This window comes from Legionella israelensis (genome assembly GCF_004571175.1).
Classification (GTDB): Bacteria; Pseudomonadota; Gammaproteobacteria; order Legionellales; family Legionellaceae; genus Legionella_D; species Legionella_D israelensis.
The window spans coordinates 904,381-916,624 of sequence record NZ_CP038273.1; the positions used below are offsets into that span (position 1 = coordinate 904,381).

Genomic DNA, 12,244 nt, shown 5'->3' on the forward strand with positions numbered 1-12,244 from the left:
TGTTTATCGGTAAACGGGATATTCACGACAAAGCTGCAATACTTTCTCTTTGGTTCGTATAATCATGGCTTCATCATTGATATCATCAAGCACATCAGCTATCCAACTGCTTAACTGCTTCATTTCCTCATCCTTAAATCCACGTGTCGTGATGGCTGGAGTTCCCAATCTTAATCCGCTGGTGACAAAAGGCGAACGAGGATCATTCGGAACTGAGTTTTTATTAACAGTGATATTAGCCCGACCTAAAGCTGCATCAGCATCTTTGCCGGTAATGTCCTTGTCTATCAGGTTAAGTAGAATCAGATGGTTTTCTGTGCCACCGGAAACAATGGAATAGCCTCTTGACTGCAATATTTCACTCATGACTTTAGCATTCGTGATAACCTGCTTCTGATAGGCTTTAAATTCAGGCTGCAAAGCCTCGGCGAAAGCAACGGCCTTCGCGGCAATAACGTGCATCAGCGGCCCACCCTGCATTCCAGGAAAAACAGCAGAATTTAATTTTTTCTCAAGAGCTTCGTTGGCTTTGGCCAGAATCATTCCTCCGCGAGGACCGCGAAGGGTTTTATGTGTTGTGGTCGTCACCACATCGGCATAAGGAATGGGAGAAGGATAAAGGCCAGCCGCCACGAGGCCAGCGACATGAGCCATGTCCGCCAGTAAATAAGCACCGACTTTATCGGCAATTTCCCGGAATCTTTCCCAGTCTAAAATTTGAGAATAAGCTGAAAATCCAGCGATAATTAATTTTGGCTTGTGCTCAACGGCGAGTTTTTCCAATTCGTTATAGTCAATGAGACCCGTATTTACATCCAATCCATATTCAAAGGCCTGATAAAGTTTTCCGGAAAAATTAACCTTTGAACCATGGGTTAAATGCCCCCCATGAGGTAAAGCCATTCCAAGAATGGTATCGCCCGGAGAAAGCAAAGCCATCATCACTTCAGCATTGGCCTGCGAACCGGAATGAGGCTGAACATTGACATAATCTGCGCCAAACAATTCTTTCGCCCTTGCAATGGCCAGCTCTTCAGCAACATCGACGTATTCACAGCCGCCATAATACCGCTTTCCCGGGTAACCTTCGGCATACTTGTTAGTCAGTACCGAGCCTTGAGCTTGTAAAACTCTCGGGCTGGCATAATTTTCAGATGCAATTAATTCTATATGCTCTTCCTGACGACGTTTTTCTTCTTCGATGGCCTGCCATAAGGGTCCATCAAAGCCTTCTATTGTATAATTTCCGTCAAACATAAACTTTCCTTATCAATAAATGAAATAATTTGGCACAATGTTCAATTTTTATAATCATCGATAACTGAGATTGAAACGGCCAGAACCAGCTTATCCTTTCACAATAATATTATTGATTACCCGTTTTACATTGGGCACTTTACCGGCAATCAATCCCGCTTTTTGTTTGATTTTTTGATTATCGACAAAACCGCTAAGCTGTACTTCATCTTTATAAGTTTTAACTTTGATCGCGAAAGCTTTGGTACCCAGCTGATCCAGCAAATTGGCCTTAACTTTTGCCGTCACGGCAGAACTGTCTAAATATTCACCTGTGCTTTCAGAGGTGGGTGAAGCTGCACAACTCAGCAAGGTAACGGCAACGACAATAAAGAACAGACTTCTGATGACGTTTAACATCTTTTATTCCTCTTAATTATTAAGCCCTGTTGACATTTCGTTTTCGTGATCTCGCTCAAATGCCTACTGCTGCTGTTTATTCGCAGCATCCATGAGATCTCTGGATACCGCGGACATTCCGCGGTATGTAGGGGCTAGAGCAATTGTCAACAGGCTCTATTTTTTCCTGGGAAATAAATTCCCTTACCCATTAAATCATCAAATGATAAAAGAGTAGCACAGAGAATCAGTTCAGTCATGACCATGAACGTTTTTTTGCATATCCTCTTCAACTTCTGCTCTTGCAGAAGAATGTCCATGTGTATTTTTCGGAGTAACAGGTCTTACAGATCGACGCGCTGGAACCTTAATTTCGGCTCCTTGTTGAGAAGCATGGCCATGCTTGTTGCGTGGCGACTCAACCTGGACTCTGGGTTGCGAAGAAGGATTTCGGATAATCACTCTGCTTTCATCACGGTGCCGATGAACACGACCTCTTCTGACATAGGCATCATCAGCAAAACGGTGGCGATGATGGTGTTCAATTTGTACGCCAGAAATTGGGGGTTCATAAAAACTTTCTTCAACATGGCATGCTGCCAAAAAAGGCAAGGCACTTAACATCAGTAACATATGTTTCATAGCAATTCTTCTAAAAAATAAGGCCCGGGAAACGATCCCGGGCAATCAATTGAATCTTTCCAACATCAGCCTTTATCGAGCAGAAATACTGGCCTTGGCTTGATTTTTAAGATAAGGAACGATTCTTACCGTTGAGTTAACCCGCGTGTATCCTGAATAAATCTTTGCATAAGGCGTATAGATGTCAAGATACATGTCAGGATGACAATAACCATAATAATACAGGCTGATGTAATGTGGAGCCTCATAGCGATACACAGTGAAATCCACATACGTTCCATCATCAAAAGTTCCGTGAACCGATACATTATCGTAACTGTCGTTAATGATTTCAATTTCACAATATCCCGGCGACATTAATTTTTTTTCAGCTGGCTTGGAAGCAGGATCATCAGCCTTGGGATGCTTGTGCAAATTAGCCGCAAAAAGATTTGAAGCCAAAGAAAAACAGCATATCAATAAAAAGGTTTTTAATTTCATAGTTCGCCCTGTTAGTTATGGAAACCAAATGGTAACAAAGACTTTAATTTAGTCAACAGGTTTTTTTTGTATGCAAAAATGAAAGGGATTTACATGTCCCGCATTAACAATCAGAGCAAAATCATACTTGATTGTATTATGCTTTTTTGTTTTTTTTTGTACAAATGGAAATTCATCTTGAGTACGAAGTGACGAACTACATAAAGAAGTAGATTTCCACCTGCTTGGAAATGGCCAGTTTTAATCTCTTTATGAAAAAATCTACTATCAAAAAGAGCATAATCTTGCCTTGTAATCACAATTATATTTATTCAAGTAAACAGGTTTCTATGCTATTCTCAGAAGTTATTTCCGCCCAAATCAAGAAGAGGATGTTCAATGAAAAAGCGTATGACTATCATGTTGATAGCCTTGTTTATCGTTTTTGGTGGGCTTATAGGCTTTAACATGTTTAAAGCATACATGATAAAACGCTATTTTGCTACTTACGAGCCTCCGGCAGTTACTGTTTCCTCTGTAGAAGCCAAAACCATAAATTGGCATCCGGAAATTGATGCTGTGGGTAATTTTCTGGCCATCAATGGTGTTGATGTCAATGCCGAAGTATCAGGAAATGTGGTGAAAATTCATTTTAACTCAGGAGAATATGTCAAAAAAGGAGAGCCGTTAATTGATATTGATGATAGTGTCGAACAGGCCACCTTAAAATTTAATCGCGCGGAACTGACCTTAAAAGAAATCAGTTTCAAACGGCAAAGCGATCTATACAAGCGAGGCGCCACGCCAAGTTCCAGCGTGGATGAGGCCCGTGCAAATCTTGAACAGGCGCAGGCCAACGTGGAAAAAACCCAGGCGGAAATCAATCAAAAGCACATCAAGGCGCCTTTCACAGGGCGACTTGGAATACGCCAGGTCAATCTTGGACAATTTATCAACCCGGGACAAACTATGATTGTCAGCTTACAATCCATGGACCCTTTATACCTTGAATTTTATCTTCCCGAACAGTTGTTCAAAAAAATACACATTAACCAGCCCATTAGTTTTGCTGTAGACGGATTCTCAGGGATGCAGTTTAAAGGCAAAATAACAGCTATCAATTCAAAAGTGGACCCTAACACACATAATATTCTTGTTCAGGCCACCGTTCCTAATTGTCCAGCTTCTGCCTTTAATGCCATAGAACAATCCTCTTTAATTAAAATCGAAACAGAAGAAAACAGCCGCTTAAAGACAGTGGTTTGTAACAGTGAACTCAATGACAAAAACAATGTGGATCAATTTATTTTTCTGCCAGGAATGTTTGCATCCATTGATGTCAGTCAACCTCCTGTGCCAAACACCGTGGTTCTACCGTCAACAGCGATTTCCTACAGTCTTTATGGAAATTCCGTTTTCGTCATCGAAAAAGGCAAGAAAGACAAACAAGGAAAAGATATCTTAACCGTACGACGCGTTTTTGTAAGTACCGGCGAGCAGCGTGGAAATTATACGGTCATTAAGAAAGGCATTAAAGCTGGGCAGCTTGTGGTCAGTTCTGGCGAATTGAAATTGCAAAACGGTACACGAGTAACCATTAATAATGATGTAAAACTGGAAGATATCAAAGATCCGGATAAACTTGGCCAATGAACAACGATCTCCTTCCAATTCAGAGTGATAAACAACAGGTAGCTTCATGAATTTTACTGATATTTTTATCAAACGTCCCGTACTTGCAATGGTAATCAGCTTGCTGATCTTCCTTTTCGGGCTGAATTCCATTAACAACATGCAGATTCGTCAGTTCCCAAGACTGGACAATACCGTCATTACAGTCACCACAAGTTATCCTGGTGCTGATGCAAATCTCATTGCCGGCTTTATCACAACCCCACTGGAAAGTTCTGTTGCGAGTGCTGAGGGGATTGATTATATCACCTCTTCCAGTGTACAAGGACTAAGCACCATCACTTTGAACATTAAGTTAAACTTTGACCCACAGGTGGCTTTTACCGATGTCATGAGCAAGGTGCAGCAAACACTGAACCAGCTCCCTCCTGAAGCTCAGCAACCGGTCATCGTTAAAAGCTCCGACGTTTCAACGCCATTGATGTACATCAGTCTGGACAGTGAGGACATGACGCCTCAACAAATCACTGATTATGCCACTCGTGTCGTTCAACCTCAGCTTGAAACCGTTGACGGAATAGCCAAGGCTGAAATCATGGGTGGAGCGACCTACTCCATGCGGGTTTTTCTTGACCCTGTTAAAATGGCAGCATTGAGCGTGACTCCCGCCGATGTATCCAATGTTCTTGCCCGAAATAATTTTTTAACCGCTGCGGGTAATACAAAAGGAGAATACGTTGCTATCAATATCTCGGCCAAAACGGATCTAAATAACGCTGAAGAATTTCGCAAACTCATCATCCGAAGCGATAAAAATTCTATCATTCGATTAAAAGATGTGGGTCATGTTGAACTTGGTTCGCAGGATTATGATACTTCCGTTACTTTTGATGGTAAAAAAGCGGTATTCATTGCATTGACACCTACGCCGACAGCCAATCCCTTAACGGTGATCAGCGATGCCAGAAAAGCCATGCCAATCATTCAGAAGGAGTTTCCTCCTTCACTGATTGGAACGATTGTCTATGATGCCACAGACTTTATCCGCGCTTCCATCAAAGAAGTCGTAGAAACCATAGCAGAAGCAGCAATCATTGTTATTGTCGTAATTTTTCTTTTTTTAGGTTCATTGCGCTCGGTGTCCATTCCTATTGTAACCATTCCCCTGTCCTTAATCGGGGTGTGCACCTTCATGTTATTTCTCGGTTATTCCATTAATCTTCTGACATTACTGGCCTTTGTTCTTGCTATTGGCTTGGTGGTGGACGATGCTATCGTTGTGGTTGAAAACGTCCATCGCCACATTGAAGAGGGAAGATCACCTTTTGAAGCAGCTATCCTTGGTGCCCGGGAAATCGCCACACCTATTATTGCCATGACCATCACTTTAGCTGCGGTTTATTCTCCCATAGGATTTCTGGGAGGCTTAACCGGTGCACTATTTAAAGAATTTGCCTTTACGCTCGCCTCTGCCGTTATCATCTCGGGAATCATCGCCCTTACCCTTTCTCCTATGATGTGTTCAAGAATTTTAACTTCAGAAGTCAATAGCGGCCGTTTTGTCCTGTTTCTTGATCGCCAGTTTAATCGGCTGAAAATCCGCTATCAGAAAATCCTGCACAGTCTTCTCGATACTCGTGCAGTGATCCTTGTTTTCGCTGCTGTGGTTTTGTTGGTTCTACCATACTTATACATTCATACCCCGGATGAAACAGCGCCGGAAGAAGATCAGGGATTTTTTTTCGTGGTTTCGACTGCTCCTCAATACGCTACCCTTAATTACATTGAAGCTTTTACCAAACCTTTCCAAGCCATATATAAGAGTTTTCCTGAAACCGAGCACTATTTTACCGTAAACATGAGTTCACCGGTTTCAGGGATGGTGCTTAAACCGTGGGATAAAAGGGAGCGCAGCCAGTTTGAATTAAAAGAAATTCTGCAAAACAAACTGGATAATATAGCCGGTCTCAAATCCTTTGCTGTCATTCCTCCACCCTTACCCGGCGGAGGGAGCGGGACGCCTATTCAATTTGTTATAAAAACCACAAATGACTTTCAGTCTTTATTAGATATCTCCAATAAATTGCTGGCAAAAGCAAAGGAGAGCGGACTTTTTATCTATCTTGACAACAGCCTTAAATTTAATCAGCCTGAAATTATCATGAACATTAACCGTTCAAAAGCATCTGATCTTGGCCTTGACATGCAGTCCATCGGCAGCAGTCTAACCAGCGCATTATCTGGCAATTATATAAATTATTTTAACTTGCAAGGTCGCAGCTATCAGGTGATTCCGCAACTGGATCGTCGCTTTCGTTTGAGCCCCCAACAATTAGGACAAATTTATGTGCGCTCAGATAAAGGCACGATGATTCCCTTATCGACCGTAGTGGAACCGGTAACCAAAACTCAGCCGAATACCGTGTCTCATTTTCAGCAGCTCAATTCAGCTACCATTCAGGGTGTCATGATGCCAGGAAGGACACTGGGTGAGGGTCTTCAATATCTACAGCAACAGGCTGAGAATATTCTTCCCAAAGGGTTTACTCATGATTATGCCGGCCAATCTCGACAATTTATCCAAGAAGGAACTGCACTAGTATTTGCCTTTCTATTTGCCGTTATTGTTATCTTTCTGGTACTGGCAGCTCAATATGAAAGTTTCCGTGACCCGCTTATCATATTAATTTCTGTTCCCATGTCCATTTGCGGAGCGCTCATCCCGCTTAATCTCGGCTTAGCCAGTATTAATATTTACACGCAAGTAGGATTAATTACCCTGATTGGTCTTATCAGTAAACATGGGATTCTCATCGTCGATTTCGCTAATCAACTACAGCGAGAGAGGAACTTTGATAAACGAGCAGCAGTTGAAGAAGCTGCTGCTATTCGATTAAGGCCTATATTAATGACCACTGCTGCCATGGTTTTTGGCGTAGTTCCCCTGCTCATTGCATCTGGTGCCGGTGCGGTTAGCCGTTTTGATATCGGACTTGTGATTTCCACAGGTCTGCTTATCGGTACGGCCTTTACCTTATTTGTGGTGCCTACCATGTACACCTATATTGCTCAGGATCACAGGCCCAAATCAACAGAAGACAAAATAGTAGCTTAAAAATAGCTAAAATAAGTGCTTCTGTGATAAAATTTGCTGCTTTTAACCATGCAGGTCAAATGATGGATAAGATATATTCTCCTGAAGCAATTGAAGAAAAATGCTACACCTACTGGGAAAAACATCATTATTTTCAACCCCAAGGTGAAGGCCAGCCCTTTTGTATTATGCTGCCACCGCCAAACGTTACCGGCAGTTTACACATGGGGCATGGTTTTCAGCAAACCTTAATGGATGCTTTAACACGCTATCATCGTATGCAGGGTTATGACACCTTATGGCAGCCAGGCACTGACCATGCCGGCATTTCCACACAATTGGTGGTTGAAAGAGAACTGGATAAAGAAGGTTTGTCACGGAAAGACTTTACTCGTGAGCAATTTCTGCAACGCATCTGGCAATGGAAAGAGGAATCAGGGAATACCATCACGAAACAAATGAGAAGAATTGGTGCCTCAGTAGACTGGTCAAGAGAGCGCTTCACCATGGATAACGGTCTGTCTGCGGCCGTACAAAAAGTGTTTATTCAGCTTTACGATGAAGGTCTTATTTATCGCGGCACACGCCTGGTCAACTGGGATCCGAAACTGGGTACTGCGGTTTCCGATCTGGAAGTACTTTCTGAAGAAGAAGAGGGGTTTTTGTGGCATATTCGTTATCCGATTGTTGATTCCGAAGAATATTTAACCGTAGCCACTACACGTCCAGAAACCATGTTGGGAGATGTAGCCGTTGCCGTACACCCTGAGGATGAGCGTTACCGGCATCTGATAGGAAAAAAAGTCATGCTTCCTTTGTGTGATCGAAGCATTCCGGTTATCGCTGATGAATATGTCGAACAGGATTTTGGCAGCGGTTGTATAAAAATCACCCCTGCACATGATTTTAATGATCATGAAATAGGTAAACGCCATGATTTGGCAATGATCAATATTTTCACTAAAAAAGCCGCTATCAATAAAAATGCTCCTCTCAAATATCAGGGCATGGATCGGTTCGTCGCTCGCGAGCAGATTATTCAGGATCTCAGCGAACAGGGATTTCTACTTAAGACTGAACCGCACAAATTAAAAGTGCCTCGTGGTGAAAAATCAAATGTGGTCATTGAACCTTTATTGACCGATCAATGGTATGTAAAAACCAAACCTCTGGCAAAACCCGCCATTGAGGCAGTGAAAAATAAAGAAATCCGTTTTATCCCCGAAAACTGGTCTAAAACCTATTTTCAGTGGATGGATAACATCGAAGACTGGTGCATCAGCCGGCAACTATGGTGGGGGCATCGAATTCCCGCCTGGTATGATAACCATGGCAACATCTATGTAGGCTACAGTGAAAATGATGTTCGTTTTAAATACAAATTAAGTCCGGACATTACACTCAAACAAGATGAAGATGTGCTCGATACCTGGTTTTCGTCAGCTCTATGGCCTTTTTCAACTCTAGGCTGGCCGGAGCAGACTGAGGAACTGGAAAAATTTTATCCTACAACCGTGCTGGTCACGGGTTTTGATATCATTTTTTTCTGGGTTGCCCGCATGATCATGATGGGGCTTAAATTTACAGGAAAAATTCCTTTTAAAGAAGTCTACGTTCACGGCCTTATACGTGACAACGAAGGTCAAAAAATGTCTAAATCCAAGGGTAATGTCCTTGATCCATTGGACATTATTGATGGCATTGATTTGGAAAAACTGGTTAAAAAACGCACCTCACACCTGATGTTACCTTCATTACGCGACAAAATAGCCAAAGCCACGCGAAAAGAATTCCCGGAAGGGATTCCGTCCTATGGCACGGATGCCTTGCGTTTTACGTTCTGTTCACTGGCAAGTACCGGTCGTAACATTCGTTTCGATTTGGGTCGTGTTGAAGGGTATCGTAATTTCTGTAACAAGCTCTGGAATGCTGCGCGTTATGTCCTACTCAACACCGATGAAGAGCAAATTGATCTTGGAGATGGCGCCTTTCAATACAGTCCGCAAGATCAATGGATCCTATCCCGTCTGCAAGAGACTATTGGCCTGTGCCAGCACTACTTTGAGACCTATCGTTTCGATCTGCTGGCCAATTTGCTCTACGATTTCGTATGGCATGAATACTGTGACTGGTATCTGGAACTGTCAAAGCCCGTGTTACAAGATGAACAAGCGCTCGGCTCAATGAAACGCGGCACGCGAAGGACTCTGATTCATGTGCTTGATCAGATTCTTAAACTGCTTCATCCGCTCATGCCCTTTATCACCGAGGAAATATGGAGAAAAACCTCAAAATTTACCAGTGAAAGTGGCGAAAGCATCATGTTAAGCAACTTCCCTCAGATTCGGGAAGAATTTATCAATAAAGACATTGAAAATGAACTTGAGTGGATTAAGTCGATCATTCAGGCCATTCGCACCATTCGCAGCGAGATGTCTATTTCACCTGCCAAATTAATTCCTTTAAATATTCGAAACATTACGCCCGAATTGCATGAAAGAATACAAAAATATCAGAAAATTTTAACCAGTCTAGGCAAATTAACTTATGTGCACTATCTCAGTGCGCGCGAAGAAGCTCCTCTTTCTGCCACAGCTGTAGTTGGAGAAATAGAACTGTTAATTCCCATGGCAGGACTAATTGACAAGAGCAGTGAACTTTCCAGGTTAAATAAAGAATTATCAAAACTGGATAAAGACATTGCCCAGGCAGAATCAAAGCTTCACAACCCCCATTTTGTGGATAAAGCGCCAGCAGATGTGATTGTCAAAGAAAGAAATAAACTGGAGCAGTCGCAACTGGCCAGAGAAAAGTTGCTGAACCATAAATCAATGATTGAAAAATTGTAATATATAGTCCTGGACTTTAGCCATTTTTCAAGTAAAGAAATGCAATAGATTAAAGACCATAGAAGCGTACCATCGCTGCGCGCCATGGAAGGCTGAAAGCCGAGGCGCGTAGTCCGCGATAGGCTGCGATTTTTTTAAACAGCCCGAAGGGATGTTAAAAAAATCTTTCTGCAGCCGTTAAGTCATTGGTGAAGGCGTACGCTTTGCTCGTTCAGAGCAAACGTGCCGTAAACAGGACGCTCGCGGCCCAAACACTTCGCGCGTTGGCGAGTCGATTTTGGGGACTTGGATGTCCCAAAATCTTTCATGAGGTAGCGCGACTCTTGTATATTTATCAAAGTCGCTGTAAATCGATGACTTGAGAAAAATAGAATGGTGCGAATTACCGCGGCATCGACCGCGGTATCCACGCGAAACTCCGTATGGGCCCGCTATCAAGTAGCGGGGATTCGCCCCCCTAAAAAATGGCTAAAATCGAGATAGTCGACATTTGTAAAAGGTCAACCCCGATAAATTTAGGAGCTGACCTTACACCTAATTTCTGTGCCAAAACTTGTGAGCTCACCAACCGGAAGGATTGGTCGCTTTGAAGCTAATATCTTATGAAGGCAGCTTCATTTCCGGAAAATATTTCTGCCACATACGTATACAGTATTCTTTTAAGACATCATAACTTAATGCATGCTTTTTTATAGGGTCATCCAGCGGAGACCAGATGATATTTGCCATAAACCCAAATAAAGAAGCATCTACCCATGAAGGTTTCTCACCAAACAGATATTTCTTACCATCCAGTATTTCAACAAGTCCATCTATGGTTTTCTTTCCAAATTCCGTTATCTCTTCATAGGAATGTCTTCCCATTCCTTGATAATAAAGTGATTTTAACATGTATTTTCGTACCAACTTGGGAACAAACCATTTTGCAAGGGGCGGTAAATGACCAAAAAAAGCTTTCTTAACCATTGCCCAGGCTTCATCATTTTTCCAGCGCGAATAAAGAATAATCCAATAAAGACGTTCACTCAGACAAATATCAATAAAACGAGCTCTTGCCTGTTGCTCCTCATTTATAAGTTTTAAATGAGGATGAGCATGAAGTAAATGATCGATAATTAATTCACTATCCCCCATGATCTTATCTTCCATTTTGACAAAAGGAAGTTTACCTTTTGGAGCCTTAGCTGGATTATTGATCCATTTTATGCCGTATTCGATTTCAGTCATACGCAGAAAAGTTTCCAGCTTCATGCAAAACGGGCTGGCATTCGGCAAACCCCAAACACGAGGGAACTGATACAATGTTATCATTTGAATTACCTTAAGAAGTCTATTGAGTTTTTTTGCGTTTTCGTTAAAAATTACATGCCATTTAAACGGCTTAATCACTCATTTTACCATGAAAAAGGGTTCGTTACAGAGTCGATATAGATAATGAAATCATGTCCTTGCGGTTCACCAAGCGATTATGAGCATTGCTGTGCGCCATACCATAAGAACATTAAAAAGGCAGAAAATCCAGAAACGCTAATGCGTTCACGTTATTCAGCCTATTATTTTGCCAATATGGACTATATAGAACGTACCATGAAAGGGAAGGCTTTAGTTGGATTTGATAAAGAAGCCATGCAGAAACGAGCGCAACATGTTTGTTGGTTAAATCTACAGGTTTTATCTGCCGAAACGCCTCAACCAAAGAAAGGCTACGTAGAATTTGTGGCAAAATACATGGAAGCTGATAAGATAAAATCCATCCATGAAATCAGTGAATTTGCCCGTATTGATGATGCCTGGTTTTATATTGACGGCAAACATTCTCAACAAATTAAACAGAAAAAGGAAGAGAAAATAAATCGCAATCAACCCTGTCCCTGTGGCAGCCAGCGAAAATACAAAAACTGTCACGCAAAAAACAGGATTTAATTCCGCCTGT

Annotated in this window: 9 protein-coding genes; 4 read left to right on the plus strand and 5 right to left on the minus strand. The window is 42.1% G+C overall.

Going from position 1 to position 12,244, the window contains the following annotated elements; all coding sequences use genetic code 11:
• Positions 1–3 precede the first annotated feature (3 nt).
• The 4 genes from glyA to E4T55_RS04010 form a co-directional block, all read right to left on the minus strand.
• Positions 4–1,257 carry a serine hydroxymethyltransferase gene (gene glyA / locus E4T55_RS03995; RefSeq protein ID WP_058500900.1) on the minus strand — a complete coding sequence of 418 codons (1,254 nt, stop codon included), beginning with the start codon at positions 1,255–1,257 and terminating at the stop codon, positions 4–6.
• A gap of 90 nt (positions 1,258–1,347) precedes the next feature.
• Positions 1,348–1,656, minus strand: coding sequence for a BON domain-containing protein (locus E4T55_RS04000; protein WP_058500901.1), 309 nt, complete (start codon positions 1,654–1,656; stop codon positions 1,348–1,350).
• Positions 1,657–1,887: 231 nt separating this feature from the next.
• On the minus strand, positions 1,888–2,277 hold the full coding sequence (locus E4T55_RS04005) for a hypothetical protein (protein ID WP_058500902.1): 390 nt from the start codon (positions 2,275–2,277) through the stop codon (positions 1,888–1,890).
• A gap of 72 nt (positions 2,278–2,349) precedes the next feature.
• A complete protein-coding gene (locus E4T55_RS04010; RefSeq protein ID WP_058500903.1) occupies positions 2,350–2,757 on the minus strand; it encodes a hypothetical protein in 408 nt (135 codons plus the stop codon).
• A 378-nt stretch (positions 2,758–3,135) separates the two neighbouring features.
• Here E4T55_RS04010 and E4T55_RS04015 point away from each other — a divergent pair, with 378 nt between their 5' ends.
• The 3 genes from E4T55_RS04015 (at position 3,136) to E4T55_RS04025 (ending at position 10,311) form a co-directional block, all read left to right on the plus strand.
• Positions 3,136–4,389, plus strand: coding sequence for an efflux RND transporter periplasmic adaptor subunit (locus tag E4T55_RS04015; protein WP_058500904.1), 1,254 nt, complete (start codon positions 3,136–3,138; stop codon positions 4,387–4,389).
• A 46-nt stretch (positions 4,390–4,435) separates the two neighbouring features.
• Positions 4,436–7,483, plus strand: coding sequence for an efflux RND transporter permease subunit (locus E4T55_RS04020; protein ID WP_058500905.1), 3,048 nt, complete (start codon positions 4,436–4,438; stop codon positions 7,481–7,483).
• A 62-nt stretch (positions 7,484–7,545) separates the two neighbouring features.
• Positions 7,546–10,311 carry a valine--tRNA ligase gene (locus E4T55_RS04025; RefSeq protein WP_058500908.1) on the plus strand — a complete coding sequence of 922 codons (2,766 nt, stop codon included), beginning with the start codon at positions 7,546–7,548 and terminating at the stop codon, positions 10,309–10,311.
• A 600-nt stretch (positions 10,312–10,911) separates the two neighbouring features.
• On the opposite strand, the gene E4T55_RS04030 is transcribed toward E4T55_RS04025, so the two are convergent.
• On the minus strand, positions 10,912–11,622 hold the full coding sequence (locus tag E4T55_RS04030; RefSeq protein WP_058502251.1) for a glutathione S-transferase C-terminal domain-containing protein: 711 nt from the start codon (positions 11,620–11,622) through the stop codon (positions 10,912–10,914).
• A 123-nt stretch (positions 11,623–11,745) separates the two neighbouring features.
• Between E4T55_RS04030 and E4T55_RS04035 the strand changes: the two genes are divergently transcribed.
• Positions 11,746–12,234, plus strand: a complete 489-nt coding sequence (locus E4T55_RS04035) for a YchJ family protein (RefSeq protein WP_058502250.1) — start codon at positions 11,746–11,748, stop codon at positions 12,232–12,234.
• Positions 12,235–12,244 lie beyond the last annotated feature (10 nt).

Excerpts from the sequence above, each read along its gene's own strand:
- E4T55_RS04015 (WP_058500904.1), top strand. The coding sequence starts at position 3,136 with ATGAAAAAGCGTATGACTATCATGTTGATAGCCTTGTTTATCGTTTTT.
- E4T55_RS04020 (WP_058500905.1), top strand. The coding sequence starts at position 4,436 with ATGAATTTTACTGATATTTTTATCAAACGTCCCGTACTTGCAATGGTA.
- E4T55_RS04010 (WP_058500903.1), bottom strand. The coding sequence starts at position 2,757 with ATGAAATTAAAAACCTTTTTATTGATATGCTGTTTTTCTTTGGCTTCA.
- E4T55_RS04035 (WP_058502250.1), top strand. The coding sequence starts at position 11,746 with ATGAAATCATGTCCTTGCGGTTCACCAAGCGATTATGAGCATTGCTGT.
- glyA (WP_058500900.1), bottom strand. The coding sequence starts at position 1,257 with ATGTTTGACGGAAATTATACAATAGAAGGCTTTGATGGACCCTTATGG.
- E4T55_RS04025 (WP_058500908.1), top strand. The coding sequence starts at position 7,546 with ATGGATAAGATATATTCTCCTGAAGCAATTGAAGAAAAATGCTACACC.
- E4T55_RS04030 (WP_058502251.1), bottom strand. The coding sequence starts at position 11,622 with ATGATAACATTGTATCAGTTCCCTCGTGTTTGGGGTTTGCCGAATGCC.
- E4T55_RS04000 (WP_058500901.1), bottom strand. The coding sequence starts at position 1,656 with ATGTTAAACGTCATCAGAAGTCTGTTCTTTATTGTCGTTGCCGTTACC.
- E4T55_RS04005 (WP_058500902.1), bottom strand. The coding sequence starts at position 2,277 with ATGAAACATATGTTACTGATGTTAAGTGCCTTGCCTTTTTTGGCAGCA.